This window comes from Mycolicibacterium brisbanense (genome assembly GCF_001570425.1).
Classification (GTDB): Bacteria; Actinomycetota; Actinomycetes; order Mycobacteriales; family Mycobacteriaceae; genus Mycobacterium; species Mycobacterium brisbanense.
The window spans coordinates 40,346-64,478 of record NZ_BCSX01000020.1 but is presented as its reverse complement, the minus strand read 5'-3'; the positions used below and the strand labels follow the sequence as shown (position 1 = coordinate 64,478).

Sequence of the window (24,133 nt, the reverse complement as noted above, 5' to 3'; positions counted from 1 at the left end):
GGAGAGTTTGCTGGACCGGGTTGGGACGGGCTGCTGCGGATTGACTACACCGCGGCGGGCTCCTCGGCTTCCGACTCACCGCGGCTGCGCCGGTCCCATTCGGCCAGGACGGCGGGTGCGGTGGGCTTGCTGGCCAGGCTGCCGACGACGTACACCACCAAGCCCGAGACGAGTCCGACGTAGATGGGCTCGTTGGCGAAGATGTCCGTGGCGACCATCGTGACCAGCGTGGCGAGCGTCCCGACGGCCATCGCCATGACGGCGCCGACGTTGGTGCCGCGACGCCACACCAGCCCGCCGAGGATGGGCACGAGCAGGCCGCCGACGAGGATGTCGTACGCCACGGTCAGCGCCGCGACCACGTCCTGCAGGACACAGGCGATGATCACCATGACCACGCCGAACCCCGCCACGTAGAGCCGGTTGTTGCGGACGTGGTCGTGTTCACTGCCGGACTCGACGTCCTGATGGCGCAGCCGGGCGACGATGTCCTGGCTGAACACGGTGGCGGTGGCGATCAGTGCACCGCTGGAGGTGGACATCACCGCGGCCAGCGCTGCGGCGAGCACGAGACCGGCCAGCAGGGGATGCAGCTGTGCCTCGACGATCCGGGCGAACGCGTCGTCGCGGGCGTCCAGCTTGGGCAGCAGCACGTGGGCCGCCATGCCGATCAACGCCCCAGCCGCGGCGTACAGCAGGCAGTACACGCCGGCTGCCGTGCCCGCCCAGCGGGCCACGCCCGGGCTGCGCGCGGTGAACACGCGCTGCCAGATGTCCTGGCCGATCAGCAGGCCGAAGGTGTAGATGACGAAATAGGTCACGATGGTGCTGCCGCCGATGGCGGTCCACGACGTGGCGTCGGCGGGCAGTTTCGCGATCATGCCGCTGAAACCGCCTGCGCGGATCACGACGATCGGCAGCAAGATGAAGAAGATGCCGATGGTCTTGATGATGAACTGCACGAAGTCGGTCAGGGTGATCGACCACATGCCGCCGAGCGTCGAGTAGAGGATCACGACGCTGCCACCGAGGATGATCGACGGGACTTTCGCCATGTCGAACAGTGCGCCGAAGATGGTGGCGTACGCGATGGTCGAGGTGACCGACAGCATCAGGGTGTAACCCCACATCACCAGGCCGGACAACACACTCGAGCCCGGCCCGTAGCGCAGCTCGAGCATCTGGCTGACCGTGTAGACCCGCAGCCGTTGGATGCGGCCCGCGAACAGCAGGCTCAGCAGCAGGATGCCGACGCCGATGGCGACCACCAGCCACATGCCCGAAATGCCGTACTGGTACCCGAGTCCGACGCCTCCGATGGTCGATGCTCCGCCGAGCACGATGGCCGCCATCGTCCCGGAATACAGGAACGGCCCGAGCCGGCGGCCGGCGACGAGGAAGTCGGATTGGGTGGTTGCCTTACGTTTACCCCAGAAGCCGAATGCGATCATCGAGACGATGTAGATCGCAACAACTGCGACGTCCATGGCTTCGCTCCTTTCTGTTTGTCAGGGGTGTAGCGCTGGACTCAGCGCAGGTCCAGGTGGATGAGGGTGGGTCCCTCGGCCGATAGTGCGGCGCCGACGAGGTCTGTCACCTTGTCGGTGGACGTGGTACGGAGACCGTTGGCGCCCATGGCAATCGCCATGGCGGCGAGATCAGGGGTATGCAGATCGACGCCGATCGGGGCGATCCCGCGACTGGCCTGCTGTTCCCGGATCTCCCGGTATCCGCCGTTGTCGACAACCACTACCGGTACCGGAAGCCGTTGTTCCACAAGGGTGATGAGCTCCTGGACGGAGAACATGAGTGCCCCGTCGCCGAGCAGGACCGCGACCGGTACGCCCGGTCGGGCGATCGACGCCCCGAGGCCTGCGGGCAGACCGTAGCCCAGCGTGGCGTAGCCGGGCATGTAGCAGAACTGGCGCGGGCCCGGCACGTCGAAGAAGTGCACCGAACCGAAATAGGTGACCTGCGAGCTGTCTCCGGTCAGGATGGCTTCGGCCGGTAATGCGGCCCGCACAGCGGCGTTGATCTCGGCATAGGGCCCGGCGTCGCGGGCCGCCTCGCTGACACATTCGGCGCGCAGCGCTGCGGCGCGCGCCGATCCGTCGGCCGCCGGCCGGTCGGACAGCGCAGCCGCCAGCGCGGCCAGTGTGGTGGCGGCGTCGCCCAGCAGAGCGATGTCAGCCGGGCAGTTCTTGTCGAGCTGGCCGGGCTCGATGTCGCACCGGATCACGACCTTGCCTCGGATCTGCCCTTCCCACAGGTCGGAATCGCCGAGCTCGGTGCCGATGAGCAGCAGGGCATCGCTCTCGGCGGCAGCGTTCTGCACGGTCCGCAACCGCACCGACGCGCCGATGGACAGCGGATGTGTCTCGGAGAGAGCGCCTTTGCCGTTGACGGTGGTGGCGACGGGAGCGCCGAGCAGTTCGGCCAGCGCGGTGAGCTCCGGCTGCGCGTCGACGGCTCCTCCCCCAGCGATGATGAACGGCGCTTCGGCGGCGGCCAGCGCGGCCGCGGCGTGCCGGACCGTCTCCGGATCAGCCTGCGGGGCAACCAGTTTCGCGCACTGCCTGGCCCGGCCCGACCAGGGGGACTCCAGCACGTCGATCGGGACCTCGATGTGAACCGGTCGCGGCCGGCGGCCGGTGAAGCTGCCGAACGCCTCGGTCACCGCCTCGGCGGCCTCGTCGGCGCTGCGCACCCGACGGCTCCAGCGCACAAGCTCGTTCATCGCCCCGCTGATGTTCTTGGCCTCGTGGAGTTGCCCGAGATCGCGCCCTTCGGCGCCGGTCGGCATGCCCGAGGACAACGCCAGCATCGGCTGCGATTCCGCGTAGGCGGTGGCAGCGGCGGTCATGGCGTTGGTCAAACCGGGGCCGCTGGTGGCCACCACGACACCCGGGCGACCCGAGACACGGGCGTAGGCCTCGGCAGCGTAGCCCGCCCCCTGCTCATGTCGGGGTGTCACGGCGCGGATCCCGGCGTCGCCGAGATGGCGGTAGATCTCCAGGTTGTGGGTGCCGGGAATGCCGAAGATGGTGTCGACACCGTGCAGGGCAAGGGTTTCCACCACGGCTGCTCCGCCGTTGCGGTAGTCGGTCATATCAGGCCCCCGTGTTGGTGGCCAGCACCGACATAAGCTCGTATGCGACGTGCGCTGCGGCGATACCGGTGATCTCGGCGTGGTCGTAGGCCGGCGCGACTTCCACGATGTCGGCACCGACAACGTTGAGGCCCACCAGGTTTCGCAGGCAGTGCAGCAGCTCGCGGCTGGTCATGCCACCGGCTTCCGGGGTGCCGGTGCCCGGCGCGTGGGCAGGATCGAGCACGTCGATGTCGACCGAGACGTAGACGGGTGCCTCACCCAGGCGCGCGCGCATCCGTTCGATCACCGCGGCCAGCCCGTCGATCTGGAAATCGTCGGACCCGAGCACCTGGAAGCCGAGCACCTTGTCGTCGGCGAGGTCGGTCGACGAGTACAGCGGGCCGCGGGTGCCTACGTGCAGGCAGTGCTCCTTGTCGAGCAAGCCCTCTTCACTGGCCCGCCGGAATGGGGTGCCATGGGTGTACGGCGCACCGAAGTAGGTGTCCCAGGTGTCGAGATGGGCGTCGAAGTGCAGGACCGCGATCGGGCCGTGGTCGCGATGCAACGACCGCAGCAGCGGCAGCGCGATGGTGTGGTCCCCGCCGAGGGTGATCAGTTTCGCGCCGCCCTCACGCAGTTCGTCTGAGGCGTATTCGATCGTGGAGATGGCCTCGTTGAGGTCGAACGGGTTGACGGCGATGTCGCCGGCGTCGGCCACCTGCTGCGCGGCGAACGGCTCGACGTCGAGGCGGGGGTGGTAGGGCCGCAGCAGCTTGGACGAGGCCCGGATGTGGCCTGGGCCGAACCGCGCGCCCGGGCGGTAGGACACCCCGGAGTCGAACGGGACACCGACCACGGCGACGTCGGTGTGCGGCACTTCGTCGGTGCGGGGCAGCCGGGCGAACGTGGCGGGACCGGCATACCGCGGCACCTTGGTGGCGTCGACGGGTCCGACCGGTGTGCTGTGGGGTGTCTGCTGCGTCATAGCTACACCTTGTACGAGAGGCGCATCACAGCGATATCGACATCTGGGCGAAAATCGCCCGATCGTGTTCGACAATCTGTCCATGCTGTCGATAGCCGAGCTGCTCGCCGACCCCGATCTGCGGTTGACTCTCGTCGCAGGTCAGGACGCGGCCCGCGATGCCGAGATCGAAGCGGCGGCGGTCTCCGAACTGGCCCGCCCCGGCCCATGGTTGCAGGGCGGCGAGCTGTTGCTGACGATCGGGCTGCTGCTGCCCGCCGACTTCGACGGGTGTCGCGACTATCTCGCCGCGCTCAAAGCCGCGGGCGTGCGCGCGGTTGCGCTGGGTCTCGGCGGCGATCTCCCCCATCAGCGTGCCCCGCAGCGGTTGATCGACGCCGCCGATGACGTGGGGCTGCCGTTGCTGACCGTGCCCGACCCCGTGCCGTTCATCGCCGTCACCAAGGCGGTATTCGCCTATCGGGCGCGCGCCGAACGCCGGGAACTGGAATGGGCGTTGCGGACTCAGCGGGCGTTGACCGCCGCTGCCGTCAGCCCCGGCGGGCTGCTCGGGGTCCTGGCCGCGCATCGGACCGCCACCGGGCGTTCCGGGGTGGTGATCGATCTGCTGGGCCGCGTCCTGGCCGAATCCGATCCCGGCGGCGACGAGCTCTCGGCCGCCCTCGCCGATCAGCTGGCGGCGGTACGCGACCACGGCCTCGGCGCCGCGGCCGTCGATATCAGCGGCGGTCGCCGGCGCGAACTGCACGGCCTGGGCGCGCGCAGGCTACGCGCCTGGCTGCTGCTCGACGGTCCGGCGGAAATGCCTGTGGCTCAACAGATCACCGGCGATCTGGTGTCGCTGCTTTCGCTTGAGATCGAACGCCGTCATGGGCTGGACTCCGGGCAACGGCGCGGACGCGCCCAGGTGTTGGAGCGCCTTGCCCGGGCCACCGTCGACGACGTCGTGGCCGCGCGGTGGCTGACCGCGGTCGGCGTTCCCGATGTGGATCTGCGCGCCGCGGCGGTGGCGGCGCCGCAGGACGCCGACGATCTCGCGGCGGATCTGCTGATCACGTTGCCGGACGCGCTGGTTCGCGTCGTCGACGACGTCGTGGAGCTCGCCGTCCCGCGCGGGACCGATCTACCGGGCGTGCTGGGCACCCTGGCCGGACACCGCGCCGCGGGCATCGGCATCGGAGCGAGGCCGGGCGCCTTGGCGGTGTCGTTGCGGCAGGCCCACTCGGCGCTGGCCGCCAGTCGCGTGAACGGCAGGCATATGCCCGCCGAGGAGATCGCCAGCAGCCGGCTGCTGCTCACAGCGGTCGGCCCCGAGCCGTTGAGCGCGTTCGCCGACGCGGTGCTGGGCCCGCTGGACGCGGCCGACCGCTCGACCGAGCTGCTGCACAGCCTCACGGTGTTCCTGGAGAACAACGGGCAATGGGCGCCTTCGGCCGCAGCCCTGCAGGTGCACCGGCACACCATGCGCAACCGCATCGACGCCATCGAACGGCTCACCGGTCGCAGGCTCGACTCCGTGCACGATCGGCACGAGCTATGGCTGGCATTGCGCGCCCGGGACGCTGCGCGAATGTCGACCGACTGACCGGTCGGCGAAGTTACCCTTTTCCATGTGGCGGTCAGCGAGTTCCGGCGCTCGGTTTGCATGCCCGAGCTGGTGTTCAGCGGCCAGCTGCCGGCCCGCACCGCGCACTACGCGGAAAGCCTGTCCAGCCGGCTTCGCGTGCTGACCATCGCAACCTGGATCGCTGCTTCGGTGTCGGGTTTTTTCGGCTTGTTCCAGCTCGTCGTCGGCGGGGCCATCTGGCGCGTCGGGTTTCTCAATCTCGGGTTCGCGGCGCTGTTCGTCCTGGTACCCCTGCTGTACCGATTCGGCGAGCTGATAGCGCCGTTGAGCTTCTTCGTCATCGCCTACATCTCGGTGTCGGTGATGTGTTATCAGGTCGGAACCGGTTCGGGCCTGCAGCTGTATTTCCTGGTGTCGGCCTCGTTGGTGGTCCTGGTCCTGGGCATCGAGCGCATCGGTCTGGCCGCTGTGCTCGTCGGTGCAGGTGTGATCGCGTCGATTGCGCTGGCATTCCTGGCCCCGGTCGACCGCGGCCTCGGCCCGTCGTGGACGCTGCGGTTCGGCTTCGTGGTGACGACGGTGTCGGCGACCGTGATGGTCTTCGCGACAGTGTGGTTGGCGTTGCGGGAAAACGCGCGGGCCGAGGCCGCGATGGATGCCGAATACCAGCGTTCCGAGCAGTTGCTCACCAACATCCTGCCTGCGACGGTGGCCGCGCGCCTCAAGGACCCGGCCCGCACCATCATCGCCGACAAATACGACGATGCGTCGATTCTGTTCGCCGACATCGCCGGTTACACCAGCCGCGCGAGCGACACTCCTCCTGCGGACCTTGTGCGTTTCCTCGACCGGCTCTACACGGATCTCGACGCTCTCGTCGACAAGCACGATCTGGAGAAGGTGAAGACCAGCGGAGACTCCTACATGGTGGTCTCCGGTGTGCCCAAGCCACGCAGCGACCACCTTGAGGCGTTGGCCTGCTTTGCCCTCGACATGGCTGATGCCGTCGCGGATCTCAAAGATCCGCAGGGCCGAGCGGTGCCGCTGCGTATCGGACTGGCCTCCGGCCCCGTGGTGGCCGGCGTGGTCGGCGCCCGCAAGTTCTTCTACGACGTGTGGGGTGACGCCGTCAATGTCGCCTCCCGCATGGAGACCACCGACGTCGCGGGCCGAATTCAGGTGCCGCAGAACGTGTATGAACGCATCAGCAATCGCTTCGTGCTCGAAGAACGCGGCGAGGTCAACATCAAGGGCAAGGGCGTGATGCGGACCTGGTACCTGGTCGGCCGCCGCGACGACGACGTACGAGCGGCCGTCGAGACCGGTTAGACCTTGCCGTTCTCCGACTTGATCAACCAGGCCAGCTTCTCCAGCCCGTCGATGAGCTGATGCAGGATGTCCGCGGTGCTCGGGTCTTCGACACCATCCGCGTCGTGCACGCCGCGGATGGTGTCGACCACGGCGTAGATGCGGGTGGTGACGAGTTCGACCACCTCGGTCGTATTGCGTTCGTAGGCAGGGAATTCCGGCACCGTGGTGGTCGCGGCGACGCTGTCCGAGCGGCCGTCGGGTACGGCGCCCAGCGCGCGCATCCGTTCGGCGATGGTGTCGCTGGCGGTGCGGGCGAAATCGACCAGTTCATCCAGCTGCAGGTGCAGATCACGGAAGTTGGTGCCGACGACGTTCCAGTGCGCCTGTTTGCCTTGCAGCCCGAGTTCGATCAGATCGACGAGCACCTGCTGAAGATGGGTGCTCAGTTGCGGTGTGGCGTGGAAGCCCTGGATATCCGTTTCGATTCGACGTGTACTCATGACCGTTCCAACGACTGCTTTTTTGGAATCAATCCAGAAAATGGAATCAGTGATCGGGATCACATCTGAGGTTCGGTCAGCTGGTTCTCGTTCCTGTCCTGCTGGCTGAGCAGACGTGCGTATCCGGCTCCCATCCCCAGCAGCGCCAGGCCGACCACGATGAACACCGCGACCCGGAAGATCCCGTCGAGCGTGCCCAGGTCGAAGAGGAAAAGCTTGGCCATCGCCGCGGCGACCAGCGCGAGACCGCCACCGATCGGCAGCGACCGCTGGGCCTTGGGCAAGCGTGCGGCGTAGTACAACAACCCGGCCGCGACCACGATCCAGCAGATGGTCGCCACCATGTGACCCCCGAAGAATCCCGCGCCCGGACCGCCGGCGAGCACCCCGACGGTCACCGTGAATGTCGTCACCGCGTAACCGATCACCGCTGCCGCGGCCACCCACAGCAGGCGAATCGTGTCGTCATGTACCGGTCGGCTACCGGTCCACGACCACACGATCGTCGCCGCGGCGGCGATGGCCAGGATGCTCGAGGTCAGCACCGACACCGCGACCCCCGTGGGGAATTCGGTTGCCCGAATGAGGGTTTGCGGCGGTGCGTAGTGCAGGAAATATCCGCCGCCGACCACCGCGAAGCCGACAGCCGCCCAGTGGCCGACGTCACTGCGCCGCGTCGCGATGGCAACGCCGATCGCCATCGCCAGCAGCACCGGGCCGGCCACCATGCCGTCGAAGGCCACGGTGACCGCGATCAGGGCGGCAACTGCCGACAGCGCTGACCACACTTGACGGACCACGGCCGTCACGCCGGGCACCCGATCGCCGATCGCGGTGATCGCGAGCAGGGCCGCGGCCAGCACGCCGATCATCAACGACGCCACCACACGATCCGTTACAGCCGAAACACACAGCAGGGGAACAGTTCCCGCCGCCGTCGTGAGCGCGATGGCCGCCTTGTTGGCGGTCCAGCGCAGCAACAGCACACCGGCGCCGACGGCCAGCACCGCAGCCACCGCACACGTCAACGCCAGACGCATATCCTCCGCCGCTGCCGCCAGCGCGAACAGCAGCGGTACCGTCGCCGCGGCGACGCGCGCCACATGCAAGGTCATCCAGTCTCGCGCCCACTGCACGGGTAGCGTGGCCGCCGACAAAGCCAGCATGAATCCGATCAGCAGTAGCGTGACGCCGTCGGTGACGACCGGGGCCAGAAAGGTCAATGGCACCAGAACCAGCAGGCCGAGTTGCTCGGAGTTCCACAGTCGCGACAACGCCAGCCCACCACCGGCAATGACCGCGGCGACGGCCAGCCCGACCGGCGCGGCGACCCAGTGATAGATCGCCGTCACGGCGATCACGTCGATGTAGGCGGCCGCGATCCCGGTTGCGGCCAGCGCGATCGCGCCGGTACGTCCGCCGGGCCGCGACTGTTGCCACCACGCAACCGCGACCAGGCCCACCGCCAGCACAGCTCCCGCCGCGACGCGGAACCCGGGCCGCAGAATGCCTGCCTGCGCGGCCAGCACCACCAGCAACACGACGCCGACGAGCGTGACGGCCACGCCGGCGACGGCGAGTACTTTCCCGATCCAGCCTTCGGAGCGTTCGGTGCGCGGCGGCGGTACGGGGGCGGCGGCCGGAGCCGCCACGGCAACGGACGGGTTCGCGTGGGGAGCCGCCGGGTACGGGGTCACTGCCCAGGACGGAGCAATCGGCGCCGCGACAGGCGCAGCGGCCTGGTGCGTCAGCAGCCGGTCCAGCTCCGCCAGGTCCGCGGCCACCCTCCCTGTGTAAGCGTTGATCGCAGAGATGTCCGAGGCCAGCCGGGAGATGAGGGCGCGCTGCGGTTCGGTCATGCCTGTCATCGTGGCAGCAAACCCCGGCCGACCGGATGAGTAGGATTACTCGTCGAGTCCGTGTTCGATGGCGTACCGGGCCAACTCCACCCGGTTGGCCACCTGCAGTTTGCGGAACGTGGCCTGGACGTGGTTCTCCACGGTCCGGTGGCTCAGTGACAACCGGGCGGCAATCTGCTTGGCGGACAAGCCTTTCGCCACGAAGCGCAGCACCTCGGTCTCCCGTTCGGTGAGGCTCGGCGTGGCGGCGTCCCGGTCCGGACGCGCGGCCATGCGTCGGTACTCCCCCAGCACCAGGCCGGCCAGCCCGGGTGTGAACACGGCCCGCCCCTGCGCGGTGGCCCGAACAGCTTCGCCCAGTTCGGCTTTCGATGCGCTCTTCACCAGATAGCCAGTGGCTCCGGCCTTCACCGCCTCCAGCACGTCGTCGCGCTCGTCGGACGCCGACAACACCAGGACCTTGGTGTCCGGGGAGACCGCGAGCACCTCGGCCGTGGCCTGCGCGCCGGTGCCGTCGGTCAACCGCATGTCCATCACCACCACGTCGGGCCGCACCACCGCGGCCCGGCGCCGCGCCGCGGCGACACCGTCAGCCGTTGCCACCACCTCGAATCCGTCGTCGGCCAGATCGCGGGCGACCGCGTCCCGCCAGATCGGATGGTCGTCGACCACCATCACCTTCGGTGCCGACTCAGCCATCAGCGTCCCCCTTCTGTTCGCGGCACCGTCAGCTCCCATTCCGTGCCTGCGCCAGGTGCGGTGGTCAGCTCGGCCTTGCCGCCGAGCCAATTCATCCGTCCCACAATCGATTTCGATACGCCAAGCCGCCCCTGCCGGGCCGCCTCGGCCAGTCGGCCATCCGCAATGCCCACGCCGTCGTCGCGGACACTCACTGTCACGGTGTCCCCCAGATCCTCGAGGAGAACGTATGCCCGCGCATCCGGCCCGGCGTGGGCGGCTACGTTGTCGAGCGCATTGCCCGCCGCCGCGAACAACTCCCGGGCCACCGCATCCTCCAGCAACACGGGCTCGGCAGGCAGGCTGACCGACACCCGGTCACTGGCGCGGCTGCGCAGTAGTGCACCGATGTCGGTCAAGGTACCGGCCGCGACCTCGGCGTCGGGCGCGCTGACCAGGCGGCGCAGCGCCCGCTCCTGTTCTCCGGCCAGTTCGGCCAGTTCGGCTGTCTCGCCGCCGATCTCACGGCCTCGCCGAGATACCAGCGCCAGCACCTGGATGGCCCCGTCGTGCACGGTACGAGACAGCCTCTCGCGCTCTTCCAACGCTGCCGCCAACCGCACTGCCCGCTCCAGCTCGGCGTGCGCCCGGCGCGCGGTCTGGGCGGCCATGCCGACCGCCAGACCGACGGCCACCTCGATGACGATCGTGGCGTTACGGCCGAGATTCGGGCTCAGATACCCCTTGAGCGTGGCCGCGGCCGCCATGACCGCCAGCCCCGCGGCCATACCGCCGACCGGGCCGAACTGCAGGGCCGCCGAGATGGTCGCGTTGGTGGCCCACAGTGTGGTGGGCCACGACTGATTGTCGGCCACCCAGTGATCGGTAGCGACCAGCTCCGTCGACAGCATCAGCATCAGCACGATCACGATCTCGGCGAGCACCCAGGCCGGCCGGCGGCCGAACCCTTTGAGGTAGGCGACCGCGCACGCGACGCTCCAGAGCATCAGTAGGGCAAACAGCACCCAGGCCAGAATCGGCCGCGCCAGATCATCGTTGATCGCGATCTGGAAGCCCAACGCGTAGATGCAACTGAGCAGTCGAAAGCCCTGCGCCGCCCGCCACAGCGGGGTGACCGGATCCGAACGGCGCTGCACCTGCTCAGCATAAGGTCGGCGACGGCACCGCTACGGCACCATCTGGCTGCGACTACGGCCCGACGGCGACCGGGCGGCTCGGGTCGCCGGCCCACTCCGACCACGATCCGGGAAACAGCGCGGCATCCAGACCCGCGGCCGCCAACGCAGCGACGGCCACTGCGGCCGTGACACCTGAGCCGCAGTACGCGCCGACCGCGGCGCTCTCGCCGACACCCTGTTCGGCGAGCAGCCCGCGCAACTCCGCGTCCGGCAGCAAGGTGCCGTCGGCGGCGAGAACGCGGGTGCTCGGCAGGTTGACTGCTCCCGGGATGTGCCCGGCGGCCGGGTCCATGGGTTCGACGTCGCCGCGAAACCGCTCGGGTGCCCGGGCGTCGAGCAGTACGCCCGGATACGTGCCCGCCTCCTCGGCGGTGAGCGTGCGACGGGCTCCGTGGTAGAGGTCGTCGTACGCGATGACGACGTCGCCGGGCTCGGGGCGGACCGGGCCCTCTTGCAACGCCCCGCCCGCAGCCGTCCACGCCGCGAGACCGCCGTCGAGGATCCGGACGTCGGGGATGCCCGCCGCGCTCAACACCCACCACGCCCGGCCGGACCCGGCCCGGTTCCAGTCGTCGTACACCACGACGGGCACCCCATTGCGCAAACCCCAGCGGCGGGCCGAGGCCTCCAGGTCCCGCCCGGACGGCAACGGGTGCCTGCCTCGGCCGACGACGCCGTGGTCGGACAACTCGTCGTCGAGGGACACGTACACCGCCCCCGGCACGTGCCCGGCCAGGTACGCCGCGGTGCCGTCGGGCTCGGCCAGGGTCCACCGCACGTCCAGCACCGCGACCGGATCCCCGGCCTCGATCAGCTGCCGCAGTTCAGCGGCGGTGACGAAGACGTCTGCTCGTGCTGCACTCACTGCACCGAAGCTACATCACCTTCGACAGAAACGCTTTGGTGCGTTCGTGTTTCGGGTTGGCCATCACCTCACGCGGATTGCCGCTCTCCACGATGACCCCGCCGTCCATGAACACCAGCTTGTCGGCAACCTCGCGGGCGAACCCCATCTCGTGCGTGACGACCACCATGGTCATCCCCTCACTGGCGAGGTTCTTCATCACCGCAAGCACCTCCCCGACGAGCTCGGGGTCCAACGCGGAGGTCGGCTCGTCGAAGAGCATGAGCTTGGGACTCATCGCCAAAGCGCGCGCGATGGCCACCCGCTGCTGCTGACCGCCGGACAGCTGCGCCGGGTAGGCATCGGCCTTGGCCGACAAGCCGACCTGCCCCAGCAGGTCCTTGGCCCGCGCCAGCGCTTCCTCCTTCTTGACCTTCTTGACGTGGACGGGTGCCTCGATGATGTTCTCCAGCACCGTGCGATGCGGGAACAGGTTGAAGTGCTGGAACACCATCCCGACCTCGCGCCGTTGCTTGGCGGCCTCTCTGGGCCGCAGCTCGTGCAGCTTGCCGCCGCGCTCGCGGTAGCCGACCAGTTCGCCGTCGACGTAGAGCCTGCCGGCGTTGACCTGCTCAAGGTGGTTGATGCAACGCAGGAACGTCGACTTGCCCGAGCCCGACGGCCCTACCATGCACAGCACCTCGCCGCGGCCGATGTCGAGCGTGACGCCCTTGAGGACGGACAACGCGCCGAAGTTCTTGCACACACTTTCGGCGCGGACCATGGGTTCGGTCATGGATGTGGCTCTCCCATCTGCGCCTTGGCGAGGGTCTCCAGTTGCTTGGACGTCAGCTTCCGGGAGGCGCCCCTGGCGTAGTACCGCTCCAGGTAGTACTGCCCGACCATCAGCACACTCGTGACCGCCAGATACCAGGTGGAGGCCACCAACAGCAACGGGATCGGCTGGAACAGCGCGACACCGATGTCCTTGGACCGCCCGTACAACTCGAAGCTGTACGGCACCGCGGTGACCAGTGAGGTGGTCTTGAGCATGCTGATGAATTCGTTGCCGGTCGGCGGGATGATGACCCGCATCGCCTGAGGCAGAACGGTGCGGCGCATCGTCATCCACCACGACATCCCGAGTGCCGTCGACGCCTCGGACTGGCCCTCGGGCACCGAACTGATGCCGGCGCGGATGATCTCGGCCATGTAGGCCGCCTCGTTGAGACCCAGGCCGAGGACGGCCAGCATGAAGAAATTCGGTTCGCTGAGGCTGAATTTGAAGAAGGTCGGGCCGAAAGGGACGCCCAGTTGGATGTTCTTGTAGATCACCGGGACCAGGCCCCAGAGCACCAACTGCACGTACACCGGCGTGCCGCGGAATATCCACAGATACAACCAGGACACCGCTTTGAGCACCGGATTCGGTGACAGCCGCATCACCGCCAAGGCGACCCCGAGGATCAGCGCCAACACCATCGAATAGATGGTGAGCTGCAGGGTGTTCCAGGCGGCCTGCGAAATCCGTTGATCGAACAGGTATTTCCCGTAGGTGTCCCACCGGTAGGCCTCGTTGGTGCCCGCGCCGTAAATGAACAGCGCGAGCGCGACGATGATGACGGCGGCCGTGACCCACCGCCACGGATGCCTCAGCGGGACAGCATCAATGGCGGCGGGTGCCGGTTCTTGCTCGACCGCGGTAGGCGGCGATGCGTCTGCCATTGCCGGCTCAGCTGGTCGCGCCGTTGATGACCGGCTTGTCGATCAGTCCCTTCTCGGCGCCCCAGTTGGCGGCCACCTGCTTGTAGGCACCGGTCTGGATGAGGTGCTCGAGAGCCTTCTGCAGCGACTGCGCCAGCGGTGAGCCCTTGGGGACGACCCAACCGTAGGGTGCGGAATCGAAGATCTCGCCGACCTGCTCGAGTTTGCCGTCGCTCTGCTTGATCGCGTAGGCCGTCACCGGTGAGTCCGCCGACATGGCGTCGGCCTGGCCGAGCAGCACCGCGTTGGTCGCCGCCGACTGGTCGTCGAACTTGAGCACGGCGATGGCGGGCTTGCCGTCCTTGGCACACTTCGCATTGCGGGCCGGCATCTCATTGGTGTCCTGCACCGTCGCCGTCTGCACCGCCACCTTCTTGCCGCACGCGTCCTCGGGGTTGATACCCGCGCCGACCTTCTGCGCCCAGGCCGAGCCTGCCTGGAAGTAGGTGACGAAGTCGACCTGCTGCTCACGTTCTTTCGAGTCGGTGAACGACGACATGCCGACGTTGTAGCTGCCGCCCTGGACGGACGGAATGATCTTGTCGAACGCTGACGGCCGGTACTCCGGGGTCAGTCCCAAGGTGGCGGCGATGGCGTTCATGAGGTCGACATCGAACCCGATGATCTTGCCGTTGGGATCCTTGAACTCGTTCGGCGCGTACGTCGGATCGGTACCGACGATGAGCTTGCCGCTCGACTTGATGGGATCCGGCACGGTGTTGGCGATGGAGTCGACCTTTTCAGCAGTCGCCGCGGTGGTCGTCGTGCCTGACGTACCGCTGTCACTGTTGTTCGCGCACCCCGAGAGCATCAGGGCGCCACTCGCCGCGATCACCCCTGCGACGCGCCACATTTTCCCCCGACGGACGTGACATCCAGCTTTCACAGTTGCCTCTTCTCTTTGCCTAGGGCCGTCTTCCGCCCCTCATCAAACCGGAGACGTTAACGACCGTGGCCCCAGCCCGCACTGGGGTAACCGAACATTAACGACCGCAGTACGACGCCACAGCGGTACGGTAAAATCCGCGCCCGGCACTATTTGTTGTGTCAAACTGCCAGCATGGAAACCACTGCTACACCAAGCCTGTTGCCTCATCTGTGGAAGGCAACGCTGGCAACTGGCGTTCTCGCAGTCATTCTGGGTGTTCTCGTTTTCGTTCGCCCCGGCGCCGCAATCATCGTGACTGCGATCTTCTTTGGCGCATACCTCTTGGTGACCGGCATCTGGCAGGTCGTGCTCGCCCTGAGCCTGCGTTCCCCCGCCGGCAGCCGCATTCTGCTGTTCGTCAGTGGTGCGGCGTCGCTCGTTCTGGCGGTGTTGTGTTTCGTCAACCTGGACAACTCGATCCAGTTGCTCGCCATCTGGATCGGTGTCGGCTTCATCTTCCGCGGTGTGGCGACGGCGATGTCGGCCATCGGTGATCAGTCTCTGCCTGGACGCATTTGGGAGATCATCGTCGGCGTCATCAGCATTATCGCGGGCATCATCATGTTCGTCGCACCGGTCGAGGGCCTGGTCGCTCTCACTCAGGTGACCGGCATCATCCTGATCGTGCTCGGCATCGTCGAGGTCATCTCCGCCTTCGGCATCCGTAGCGACGCCAAGAAATTGAAGGCCGCCTTCGCCCCGGAACCGCCCACGGTGACGTAACCCACCATGTTGGCGGTCCCGGGACGCTGGTTGCCGAGATGGATGCCTACTACACTTCGTCGTAGGTTGGCCTAGCGACCTCGGAAGTAGGGTCAGATGGACGCTTTGGATGTGTCACGGTGGCAGTTCGGAATCACCACCGTGTACCACTTCATCTTTGTTCCGCTGACCATTGGGTTGGCACCGTTGATCGCCATCATGCAGACCGTGTGGGTGATCACCGGCAATGACAGCTGGTATCGGCTCACCCGGTTCTTCGGCAAGCTGTTCCTGATCAACTTCGCGATCGGGGTGGCCACCGGAATCGTGCAAGAGTTCCAGTTCGGCATGAACTGGAGTGAGTACTCGCGGTTCGTCGGCGACATCTTCGGCGCGCCGCTGGCCATGGAGGGCTTGGCCGCGTTCTTCTTCGAATCCACCTTCATCGGGCTGTGGATCTTCGGCTGGACGCGGCTACCCCGGCTCGTGCACCTCGCCTGCATCTGGGTGGTGGCCATCGCGGTGAACATGTCGGCGTTCTTCATCATCTCGGCCAACTCGTTCATGCAGCATCCTGTCGGGGCCGTCTTCAATGCCGAGAAGGGTCGCGCCGAGCTGACCAGCATCGTCGCCCTGTTCACCAACAACACTGCGATCGCTGCGTTTTCGCACGCTGTGGCCGGGTCGTTCCTGACCGCGGGCGTGTTCGTGGCGTGTGTGTCTGCGTGGTGGATGGTGCGCTCGCAGCGAAGCGACGCTGCCGCGACCGACGACGCGGTGACGATGTACCGGCCCGCCACCATCCTGGGCTGCCTGGTCACCCTGGTGGCGGCCATCGGGCTGTTCTTCACCGGCGACGCCCAGGGCAAGTTGATGTTCCAGCAGCAGCCGATGAAGATGGCCTCCGCAGAATCGTTGTGTCACAGCCAAACCGACCCGGACTTCTCGATCCTGACCGTCGGGACCCACAACAACTGCGACAGCGTCGTGCACGCCATCGAGGTGCCCTTCGTCCTGCCTTTCCTGGCCGAAGGCAAGTTCACCGGGGTGCACCTGGACGGCGTGCAGGATCTGCAGCAGCAGTATGAACACAAGTTCGGGCCCGGCGACTACCGGCCCAACCTGTTCGTCACCTACTGGTCGTTCCGCGCGATGATCGGATTCCTCGCGGTGCCAGGTCTTTTCGCGGTCGCCGCACTGTGGCTGACCCGTGGCGGCCGGATTCCGAACCAGCGCTGGTTCTCCTGGTTCGCCCTGCTGACCATTCCCACGCCGTTCTTGGCCAACAGCGCGGGCTGGGTGTTCACCGAAATGGGCCGCCAACCCTGGGTCGTCGCCCCCAACCCGACCGGTGATCAGGCCATCCGGCTGACCGTGGCCCAAGGCGTGTCGCACAACTCGATGACCATCGTGGTGCTGTCCCTGGTGACCTTCACATTGCTCTACGCCGTGCTGGCGGTCATCTGGTTCTTCCTGCTGCGCCGCTACGTCGTGGCCGGGCCGCTGGAACACGACTCCGAACCGGCGCCGCCGACACCGCCGGGTGCCGACGACGTCGCACCGTTGTCGTTCGCGTACTGAGCCCGCCGCACGAGTCGAGGAGCGATTCGATGGGATTACAGGAACTCTGGTTCATTCTGCTGGCCGTGCTGTTCCTCGGATTCTTCGTACTAGAGGGATTCGACTTCGGTGTCGGGATGTTGATGAGCTTCTTCGGTCGGGCCGCAGGTCGCACCGGGACCGACGCCGAACAGCATCGTCGCGCCGTGCTCAACACGATCGGCCCGGTGTGGGATGGCAATGAGGTGTGGCTGATCACCGCCGGTGGCGCGATGTTCGCTGCGTTTCCCGAGATGTACGCGACCGTGTTCTCCGGTCTGTATCTGCCCTTGCTGGCGATCCTGTGCGCGATGATCGTGCGTGTCGTGGCCATCGAATGGCGCGGCAAGATCGACGATCCCGGGTGGCGCCGGTGGGCGGACATCGCCATTGCGGTCGGATCATGGGTGCCGGCCATTCTGTGGGGCATCGCGTTCGCTGGGCTGGTGCACGGCATGCCCGTCGACGGCCACGGGCAGATGCACGCCGGAATCACCGACGTCGTCAACCCGTACACCCTGCTGGGTGGGCTGGCGACCGGATCGTTGTTCGCCCTGCACGGTGCGGTGTTCGTCGCGCTGAAGTCGAGCGGCACCGTGCGAACCGACGCTTTCGACTTCGCCCGCAAGCTGGCGATCCCGGCGACGGTGCTGGTGGCAGGCTTCGGCCTGTGGACACAGTTGAGCCACGGCAAACCGTGGACGTGGATCGTGCTGGCCATCGCGGTGGTGGCGCAGCTGGCCGCGGTCGCTAGGGTGTTCAGCCGCAGCGGCGAGGGCTGGGCCTTCATCTCCACCACGATTGTCGTTGCCGCCGTGGTGGTTCTGCTGTTCGGTGCGCTGTACCCGAACCTGGTGCCCTCGACGCTGAACCCGGACTGGAGCCTGACCATTTACAACGGCTCGTCGTCGCCGTACACGCTGAAGGTCATGACCTGGGCGGCACTGGTGTTCGCGCCCCTGGTGATGGTTTACCAGGCCTGGACGTATTGGGTATTCCGCAAACGTATTTCGGCTGACCGCATCCCGGAGCCGATCGGACTCGCCCGGCGGTCGGACTGAATCTCTGGCGCGCCCTGGGCATTCGCGGCGGGACAGGATCTGTCACGGCGCTGCGCCGCTACCTGGCGGCCGCGGTGGCCTGCGGTGTGGTGATCGCCGGCAGCACCATCGCGTCGGCGGTGGTGCTGGCCCATCTGGTGGCCGGTGTGGTGGTCGATCCGAACTCCGGAACACACTGGCGCTCTTCACTGCTCGCACTCGGAGCGATCTGGGCCGTGCGCACGGTGGCGCAATGGTTGCAGGGCAGGCTCTCGCAGCGCGGCGCCACCGCGGTCATCGGCGAGTTGTCCAGCCAGGTCCTGCGGTCGGTGACAGCCCTGCCGCCACGGCAGTTGGCGGCCCAACGGGATGCGGCCGCCGCGGTGGTGACACGCGGCCTCGACGGGCTGCGACCGTACTTCAGCGGCTACCTGCCGGCCGTGGTGCTCGCGGGCATCCTGACCCCGGCAGCTCTGCTGGTCATGGCGTGGTACGACCTTCAGGCCGCGGCGATCGTGATGATCGCGCTCCCGCTCGTCCCCATCTTCATGGTGCTGATCGGGCTCCTCACCGCGGACCGGTCGGCGGCGGCCCTCAGCGCCCTGACCACCTTGCAGAGCCGACTACTCGACCTGGTCGCGGGGATCCCCACCTTGCGTGCTCTGGGGAGAGCCGGCGGGTCTGTGCAGCGTATCGCCGAACTGTCCGCCGCACACCGGCGTTCGACCATGGCGACGTTGCGGATCTCCTTTCTGTCGGCGCTGGTGCTGGAGCTGCTGGCCACGCTCGGCGTGGCCCTGGTGGCGGTGAGTGTCGGCCTGCGCCTGGTCTTCGGAGACATGACGCTGGCGGCCGCCCTGACCGCGCTACTGCTGGCGCCTGAGGTCTTTTGGCCGCTGAGGCGGGTCGGCGCGGCGTTTCACGCCGCGCAGGACGGCAAGACCGCGGCCGAAACCGCCTTCACGCTGTGCACGGTACCGGCCCCGGCCGGGACCCTGCTGCCGCGGGCAACTGCGCCCACCATCGAGGTCGAGGGCTTCCACGCGGCGATCGAACCGGGGCGCGTCACGGTTCTCACCGGACCCAACGGAGCCGGGAAAAGTACGGCGCTGCAGGCGATTCTGGGCCTCACCGATGCGCCACGGGTGCGGGTCGACGGGATCGAGGTGGCCGATCTCGACCCGAACGCGTGGTGGCGTCAGATCGCCTGGCTGCCGCACCGTCCGGTACTGATTCCCGGTACCGTCCGGGACAATCTGGAATTGCTCGGCCCGTTGCCCGACCTCGACACTGCTTGTCGCAGTGCCGGTTTCGACGAGGTCTGCGCCAGCCTTCCGGACGGGTTGGACACCGTGATCGGCCGCGACGGGGTAGGCCTTTCGCTCGGGCAGCGGCAACGGCTCGGCCTGGCCCGGGTACTCGGATCCCCGGCGCCGGTGCTGCTGCTGGACGAGCCCACCGCGCATCTGGATGCCGAGCTGGAGGCTCGGGTCCTGGCGGCCATCACGGCCCGGGCTGCTTCCGGTGCCACCGTCGTGGTGGTCGGGCACCGCGATCCAGTGCTTGCGATCGGCGATGTGGTTGTGACGGTGGGTGATTCACGTGTTCCACGATGACCCGCTGCTGCGGTTCTCCGCGCACTTACTGAGGCCCCGGATCGGGCGGCTGGCCCTGGCGAGCATGTTCGGCGTGCTGTCGCTGGGCAGTGCCCTGGCATTGGCCGGCATCTCCGCATGGCTGATCACCCGAGCCTGGCAGATGCCGCCGGTGCTGGACCTCTCGGTGGCCGTGGTTGCGGTTCGCGCGCTGGGCATTTCTCGAGGGGTGCTCGGCTACTGCCAGCGGCTCGCGTCGCACGACACCGCGCTGCGGGCAGCGGCCAATGCCCGCACCGGGTTGTACCGCCGGCTGGCGGAGGCCGCCACCGACGACGTCATGCGCATGCCGAGTGGTGAACTCGTGGCCCGGATCGGTGGATCGGTCGACGACCTGGCCGATGTGCTGGTGCGCGCCCTGCTGCCGATCGTGGTGGCCGTGGTGCTCTCAATCGCCGCGGTGGGCGTCATCGCCGTGATCTCCCCTGCCGCCGCGGCGGTGCTCGCGGCGTGCCTGCTTGTCGCGGGGGTGCTCGCTCCCGCTGTGGCGGCACGCGCGGCGACCGCAGCGGAGACCGTTGCCGCACAACATCGTTCGCAGCGTGACACGGCTACCATGCTGGCGCTCGAATATGCCCCGGAGCTCCGCGTCAGTGGGCGCCTGGCTGCGGTGATCAACGAGTCCGAGCAGCAGCACCGCGCCCTGGGCCGTGCGGTCGACAGAGCCGCGGCACCCGCCGCCGTCGCCGCCGCCATGCCGAGCGCCGCCATCGGAGCCAGCGTGCTGGGCGCGGTCGTCGCCGCACTGGCCCTGGCCCCGACGGTCGCCCCGACCACTGTGGCGATCCTGATGCTGCTGCCGCTATCGGCATTCGAGGCCACAGCCGTGCTGCCAGAAGCCGCACCGCAGCTGGGTCGCTCGCGCATCGCGGCCCGCAGGCTCAAGGCCCTGACCGAACTCGAGACCGGCATGCGTCGACGTCCCGCCACCGCGGCGGTGGACCTGCAACCGGGGGCGCGGCTGGCCGTCCTGGGGCCGAGCGGCTCAGGCAAGACGACGTTGTTGATGGCGATCGCCCGCCAGTACGCGGAAAAACCGCAGCGCGCAGCTTTTTTCGCCGAAGATGCGCACCTGTTCGACACCACGGTCCGCGACAACCTGCTGGTGGCCCGCGGCGACGCCACCGACGAGGAACTGTTGGCGGTCGTGCACCGTGTCGGCCTCGGAACCTGGTTCGCGAACCTGCCCGACGGGTTGTCCAGCATTCTGGTGGGCGGAGCGGCTGCGGTGTCAGCGGGCCAACGCAGGCGGCTGCTGCTGGCGCGAGCGCTGATCTCGAGCTTCCCGATCGTGCTGCTCGACGAACCGACGGAGAATCTCGATGCGGCCGACGCCGACCGAATCCTGACCGAGCTGCTCACTCCCGGCGGCCTGTTCGCAGCCGACCGGACCGTCGTGGTCGCGACGCATCATCTGCCGGCCGGTGTCGACTGCCCGACGCTGCGTTGTGCTGCGCTGCCACAGGTATCCGGCGAGTAGCCTCGGTCACATGACCGACGCGCGCGGCGACGGCACCGAGTCGGACAAACCCGCTCCGCCGGCCGCATCGCCGACACCGTACGGACCGTACCCGGGCCCCTACCCGCCGCCGTACGGCAGTTATCCCCCACCACCGCCCTACGGTGCCGGTTATCCCCCGTCTGCGTACGGTGGCTATCCCGCGCCCCCGCCTCGCCCAGCGGTCGGATCACGCAACGGGCTTGGCGTCGCGGCGCTGGTGCTGGCCATCATCGGTCTCGTCCTGACGGTGTCGGTGGTCGGTGGCATCGTCCTCGGCGTGCTCGCGGTGGTCATCGGGGCCGTTGCGCGCGGCCGGTGTAAACGCGGCGAGGCCGACAACATGGGTATCGCCACCAGCGGCATCGTGCTCGGAGCCATCGCTGTGCTGGTGTCGATCGCCTTCATCTGGGTGTGGGTTGGGGTCGGGCAGCGCTGGTTCGACGAATTCGGCGGGCCCGAATACATGGACTGCATGCAGCGGGCCGGCAGCGATCACGTCGCGCAACAACAGTGCGAGGACGCGTTACGCAAACGAGTGGAGGGCGATCTCGGCGTCACCCCGACGCCGACGCGTTAGCTCGTCATTTCGACGCGGGGAAGTACTTGACGATGCCTTCCTGCACAACCGTCGCCAGCAGCTGACCGGACTCGTCGAAGAAGTGGCCGGTGCCCAGGCCACGGGATTCGGCGGCCACCGGTGAGGTGGTCGAGTACAGCACCCATTCGTCGAACTTGATCGGACGGTGAAACCACACCGAATGGTTCATCGTGACCGCGAAGATGCGATCGAAACCCCACGACAGCCCGTGCGTGGTGATGATCGAGTCGAGCACCGTGGTGTCCGACGAATACACCAGCGCCGCGCCGTGCAACACCGGGTCGTCGGGCATGGCGCCCTCGGTCTTGAGCCAGACCCGGTTGTGGTCGAGGCGCTCCCCTTTGTCCCGCATCACCCAGGCCGGGTCGTTGGTGTAGCGCCACTCGATGGGCCGCAATGCCTCGACGAACAACGGCACGGTTTTCTCGTAGCCGCGCAACAGCTCGTCGATCTTCGGCAAGGTGTCGGGGTGTGCGACGTCGGGCGCGGCCACGCTGTGTTCGAGGCCGCGCCCGCCGTTCATGTAGGAGAGCATCACGGTCGTCAGGAGCTGACCGTCCTGCATGACGTCCACCCGGCGATTGGCGAAACGCTTCTCGTCGCGTAGCCGCACGATGTGGAATTCGAGGTCCTTCTCCGGGTCACCGCCGGCGATGAAATGGGCGTTCAGCGCGCTCGGCTGCTGCTTGTGCTCAAGTGACCGACCACCCGCGACGAACGCCTGCGCGATCATCTGACCGCCGAACGTGCGTATCGGGTTCTTGCTCGGGTGCGTCCCGATGAAGAGGTTGTCGTCGACGCGCTTGAGGTCGAGAACCGCCAGCAGCTCCTCGAAATCCGAGTCTGACACCGGGCCCCTCTCCCTCGTTTAGACGTCCTCCTCACCGATGCGGTGCACATGGATCAGATTCGTGGAGCCTACTGTGCCGGGAGGAGCGCCTGCGACGATGACCACCAGCTCACCGCGCTTGTAGCGGCCGAGCTCCAACAACGACTTGTCGACCTGCCGGATCATGTCGTCGGTGCTGGACATCTGCGGCACGATGAACGTCTCCGTGCCCCACGTCAGGGCGAGCTGGCTGCGAACCTCGGGCAGTGCGGTGAACGCCAGCACCGGCAGCGGCGTGTGCAGCCGGGCCAGTCGGCGCACGGTGTCGCCGGACTGGGTGAACGCGACCAGTGCCTTGGCATCCAGCCGTTCACCGATGTCGCGCGCCGCGTATGAGATGACGCCGCGCTTGGTACGCGGGACGTGGGTCAGCGGCGGTACCACGACCGAGTTCTCCTCGACCGCATGGATGATGCGGGCCATGGTCCGCACGGTCTCCAGCGGGTGCTTGCCGACGGAGGTCTCGCCGGAGAGCATGACAGCGTCGGCGCCGTCGAGCACCGCGTTCGCGACGTCGGAGGCCTCGGCCCGGGTGGGCCGCGAGCTTTCGATCATCGACTCCAGCATCTGCGTGGCGACGATGACAGGTTTGGCGTTCTCCCTCGCGATCTGGATCGCCCGCTTCTGAACCAGCGGCACCTCCTCCAGCGGCAGCTCCACGCCGAGGTCGCCACGTGCCACCATGACCGCGTCGAATGCCAGCACGATGGCCTCGAGATTCTCGACGGCCTCAGGCTTCTCCAGCTTGGCGATCACCGGAACACGGCGCCCGACGCGGTCCATCACCTCGTGCACCAGCTCGATATCCGCCGGTGAGCGGACAAACGACAGCGCAACCAGGTCGACGCCGAGCTGCAGCGCGAATTCCAGGTCCTTGATGTCTTTCTCCGACAGCGCCGGGGCAGACACGTTCATGCCGGGCAGCGACATGCCCTTGTTGTTGCTGACCGGGCCACCCTCGGTGACCTTGCAGACGACGTCGTTGCCCTCGATGCTCTCGACGATCAGACCGACATTGCCGTCGTCGACCAGCACCCGGTCCCCTGCCACGGCGTCCTCGGCGAGCCGCTTGTAGGTGGTGGACACCCGATCGTGGGTTCCGGCGCACTCGTCGACGGTGATCCGTACCGTCTCGCCGGTCGCCCATACGGTCGGTCCGTCGGCGAAACGTCCGAGGCGGATCTTCGGTCCCTGCAGGTCGGCGAGGACACCCACCGCGTGCCCGGTCTCATCGGCGGCGACCCGGACCCTGCGATACGCAGCCTCATGATCCGAGTAGTCGCCATGGCTGAAGTTCAGCCGCGCTACGTCCATTCCGGCTTCGACCAGCGATTTGACCATCGCGTCGGTGCTAGTAGCCGGACCCATCGTACAAACGATCTTCCCGCGTCGGTTCACGGGTTCAGAGCATAGTCGTTGATCG

Annotated in this window: 21 protein-coding genes; 8 read left to right on the top strand and 13 right to left on the bottom strand. The window is 67.5% G+C overall.

Features of this window, described 5'->3' with window-relative positions; translation table 11 throughout:
- Positions 1–44 precede the first annotated feature (44 nt).
- The 3 genes from RMCB_RS09655 to speB are packed head-to-tail and all read right to left on the bottom strand — an operon-like array spanning position 45 to position 4,076.
- Positions 45–1,487: a sodium:solute symporter family protein gene (locus RMCB_RS09655; protein WP_062828611.1), complete on the bottom strand. Its 1,443-nt coding sequence runs from the start codon at positions 1,485–1,487 to the stop codon at positions 45–47.
- Positions 1,488–1,528: 41 nt separating this feature from the next.
- Positions 1,529–3,109, bottom strand: a complete 1,581-nt coding sequence (locus RMCB_RS09650; RefSeq protein WP_062828610.1) for a thiamine pyrophosphate-binding protein — start codon at positions 3,107–3,109, stop codon at positions 1,529–1,531.
- Between the two features lies 1 nt (position 3,110).
- Positions 3,111–4,076, bottom strand: a complete 966-nt coding sequence (gene speB, locus RMCB_RS09645; RefSeq protein ID WP_062828609.1) for an agmatinase — start codon at positions 4,074–4,076, stop codon at positions 3,111–3,113.
- Between the two features lie 82 nt (positions 4,077–4,158).
- On the opposite strand from speB, the gene RMCB_RS09640 reads away from it, so the two are divergent.
- On the top strand, positions 4,159–5,661 hold the full coding sequence (locus RMCB_RS09640; RefSeq protein ID WP_062828652.1) for a helix-turn-helix domain-containing protein: 1,503 nt from the start codon (positions 4,159–4,161) through the stop codon (positions 5,659–5,661).
- A gap of 60 nt (positions 5,662–5,721) precedes the next feature.
- Complete coding sequence (locus RMCB_RS09635; protein ID WP_062828651.1) at positions 5,722–6,972, top strand: adenylate/guanylate cyclase domain-containing protein; 1,251 nt, start codon at positions 5,722–5,724, stop codon at positions 6,970–6,972.
- On the opposite strand, the gene RMCB_RS09630 is transcribed toward RMCB_RS09635, so the two are convergent.
- Genes RMCB_RS09630 through RMCB_RS09595 form a run of 8 tightly spaced genes read right to left on the bottom strand, consistent with a single transcriptional unit; the run spans position 6,969 to position 14,651 of the window.
- Positions 6,969–7,454, bottom strand: a complete 486-nt coding sequence (locus RMCB_RS09630) for a Dps family protein (protein ID WP_062828608.1) — start codon at positions 7,452–7,454, stop codon at positions 6,969–6,971. The genes RMCB_RS09635 and RMCB_RS09630 overlap by 4 nt on opposite strands.
- A 59-nt stretch (positions 7,455–7,513) precedes the next feature.
- Complete coding sequence (locus RMCB_RS09625; RefSeq protein WP_062828607.1) at positions 7,514–9,313, bottom strand: DUF2339 domain-containing protein; 1,800 nt, start codon at positions 9,311–9,313, stop codon at positions 7,514–7,516.
- Positions 9,314–9,358: 45 nt separating this feature from the next.
- The gene (locus RMCB_RS09620) at positions 9,359–10,012 is read right to left on the bottom strand and encodes a response regulator (protein ID WP_062828606.1); all 654 of its coding nucleotides are present in this window, start codon (positions 10,010–10,012) and stop codon (positions 9,359–9,361) included.
- Complete coding sequence (gene macS, locus RMCB_RS09615; protein WP_062828605.1) at positions 10,012–11,148, bottom strand: MacS family sensor histidine kinase; 1,137 nt, start codon at positions 11,146–11,148, stop codon at positions 10,012–10,014. The genes RMCB_RS09620 and macS overlap by 1 nt, the downstream gene beginning before the upstream one ends.
- A gap of 52 nt (positions 11,149–11,200) precedes the next feature.
- Positions 11,201–12,055, bottom strand: a complete 855-nt coding sequence (locus RMCB_RS09610; RefSeq protein WP_062828604.1) for a sulfurtransferase — start codon at positions 12,053–12,055, stop codon at positions 11,201–11,203.
- 10 nt (positions 12,056–12,065) lie between these two features.
- Positions 12,066–12,818, bottom strand: coding sequence for an amino acid ABC transporter ATP-binding protein (locus RMCB_RS09605; protein ID WP_029367108.1), 753 nt, complete (start codon positions 12,816–12,818; stop codon positions 12,066–12,068).
- An 8-nt stretch (positions 12,819–12,826) separates the two neighbouring features.
- Positions 12,827–13,759, bottom strand: a complete 933-nt coding sequence (locus RMCB_RS09600) for an amino acid ABC transporter permease (protein WP_029367109.1) — start codon at positions 13,757–13,759, stop codon at positions 12,827–12,829.
- Positions 13,760–13,766: 7 nt separating this feature from the next.
- Positions 13,767–14,651: an ABC transporter substrate-binding protein gene (locus RMCB_RS09595; protein ID WP_062828603.1), complete on the bottom strand. Its 885-nt coding sequence runs from the start codon at positions 14,649–14,651 to the stop codon at positions 13,767–13,769.
- A 207-nt stretch (positions 14,652–14,858) separates the two neighbouring features.
- On the opposite strand from RMCB_RS09595, the gene RMCB_RS09590 reads away from it, so the two are divergent.
- From RMCB_RS09590 to RMCB_RS09565, 6 genes are all read left to right on the top strand, one after another.
- Positions 14,859–15,449 carry an HdeD family acid-resistance protein gene (locus RMCB_RS09590; RefSeq protein ID WP_062828602.1) on the top strand — a complete coding sequence of 197 codons (591 nt, stop codon included), beginning with the start codon at positions 14,859–14,861 and terminating at the stop codon, positions 15,447–15,449.
- A 96-nt stretch (positions 15,450–15,545) separates the two neighbouring features.
- Positions 15,546–17,009 (top strand): cytochrome ubiquinol oxidase subunit I, encoded by a 1,464-nt coding sequence (locus RMCB_RS09585; RefSeq protein WP_062828601.1) that lies wholly within the window; start codon positions 15,546–15,548, stop codon positions 17,007–17,009.
- A gap of 29 nt (positions 17,010–17,038) precedes the next feature.
- Positions 17,039–18,088, top strand: a complete 1,050-nt coding sequence (gene cydB / locus RMCB_RS09580) for a cytochrome d ubiquinol oxidase subunit II (protein WP_062828600.1) — start codon at positions 17,039–17,041, stop codon at positions 18,086–18,088.
- A gap of 50 nt (positions 18,089–18,138) precedes the next feature.
- Positions 18,139–19,683 carry a thiol reductant ABC exporter subunit CydD gene (gene cydD / locus RMCB_RS09575; RefSeq protein ID WP_062828599.1) on the top strand — a complete coding sequence of 515 codons (1,545 nt, stop codon included), beginning with the start codon at positions 18,139–18,141 and terminating at the stop codon, positions 19,681–19,683.
- Positions 19,670–21,202 (top strand): ATP-binding cassette domain-containing protein, encoded by a 1,533-nt coding sequence (locus tag RMCB_RS09570; RefSeq protein ID WP_062828598.1) that lies wholly within the window; start codon positions 19,670–19,672, stop codon positions 21,200–21,202. Before cydD ends, RMCB_RS09570 begins: the two co-directional genes overlap by 14 nt.
- A 10-nt stretch (positions 21,203–21,212) precedes the next feature.
- On the top strand, positions 21,213–21,800 hold the full coding sequence (locus RMCB_RS09565; protein ID WP_062828597.1) for a DUF4190 domain-containing protein: 588 nt from the start codon (positions 21,213–21,215) through the stop codon (positions 21,798–21,800).
- 4 nt (positions 21,801–21,804) lie between these two features.
- On the opposite strand, the gene RMCB_RS09560 is transcribed toward RMCB_RS09565, so the two are convergent.
- The gene (locus tag RMCB_RS09560) at positions 21,805–22,671 is read right to left on the bottom strand and encodes an acyl-CoA thioesterase II (protein WP_062828596.1); all 867 of its coding nucleotides are present in this window, start codon (positions 22,669–22,671) and stop codon (positions 21,805–21,807) included.
- An 18-nt stretch (positions 22,672–22,689) separates the two neighbouring features.
- Positions 22,690–24,108: a pyruvate kinase gene (gene pyk, locus RMCB_RS09555; RefSeq protein ID WP_029367118.1), complete on the bottom strand. Its 1,419-nt coding sequence runs from the start codon at positions 24,106–24,108 to the stop codon at positions 22,690–22,692.
- Positions 24,109–24,133: the final 25 nt, after the last annotated feature.

What these genes read in the sequence shown, in the direction of transcription:
- RMCB_RS09600 (WP_029367109.1), bottom strand. Translation starts at nt 13,759, where the DNA reads ATGGCAGACGCATCGCCGCCTACCGCGGTCGAGCAAGAACCGGCACCC.
- RMCB_RS09655 (WP_062828611.1), bottom strand. Translation starts at nt 1,487, where the DNA reads ATGGACGTCGCAGTTGTTGCGATCTACATCGTCTCGATGATCGCATTC.
- RMCB_RS09635 (WP_062828651.1), top strand. Translation starts at nt 5,722, where the DNA reads ATGCCCGAGCTGGTGTTCAGCGGCCAGCTGCCGGCCCGCACCGCGCAC.
- RMCB_RS09565 (WP_062828597.1), top strand. Translation starts at nt 21,213, where the DNA reads ATGACCGACGCGCGCGGCGACGGCACCGAGTCGGACAAACCCGCTCCG.
- RMCB_RS09620 (WP_062828606.1), bottom strand. Translation starts at nt 10,012, where the DNA reads ATGGCTGAGTCGGCACCGAAGGTGATGGTGGTCGACGACCATCCGATC.
- RMCB_RS09595 (WP_062828603.1), bottom strand. Translation starts at nt 14,651, where the DNA reads ATGTGGCGCGTCGCAGGGGTGATCGCGGCGAGTGGCGCCCTGATGCTC.
- RMCB_RS09650 (WP_062828610.1), bottom strand. Translation starts at nt 3,109, where the DNA reads ATGACCGACTACCGCAACGGCGGAGCAGCCGTGGTGGAAACCCTTGCC.
- speB (WP_062828609.1), bottom strand. Translation starts at nt 4,076, where the DNA reads ATGACGCAGCAGACACCCCACAGCACACCGGTCGGACCCGTCGACGCC.
- RMCB_RS09585 (WP_062828601.1), top strand. Translation starts at nt 15,546, where the DNA reads ATGGACGCTTTGGATGTGTCACGGTGGCAGTTCGGAATCACCACCGTG.
- RMCB_RS09640 (WP_062828652.1), top strand. Translation starts at nt 4,159, where the DNA reads ATGCTGTCGATAGCCGAGCTGCTCGCCGACCCCGATCTGCGGTTGACT.
- RMCB_RS09625 (WP_062828607.1), bottom strand. Translation starts at nt 9,313, where the DNA reads ATGACCGAACCGCAGCGCGCCCTCATCTCCCGGCTGGCCTCGGACATC.
- RMCB_RS09630 (WP_062828608.1), bottom strand. Translation starts at nt 7,454, where the DNA reads ATGAGTACACGTCGAATCGAAACGGATATCCAGGGCTTCCACGCCACA.
- RMCB_RS09605 (WP_029367108.1), bottom strand. Translation starts at nt 12,818, where the DNA reads ATGGTCCGCGCCGAAAGTGTGTGCAAGAACTTCGGCGCGTTGTCCGTC.
- cydB (WP_062828600.1), top strand. Translation starts at nt 17,039, where the DNA reads ATGGGATTACAGGAACTCTGGTTCATTCTGCTGGCCGTGCTGTTCCTC.
- RMCB_RS09590 (WP_062828602.1), top strand. Translation starts at nt 14,859, where the DNA reads ATGGAAACCACTGCTACACCAAGCCTGTTGCCTCATCTGTGGAAGGCA.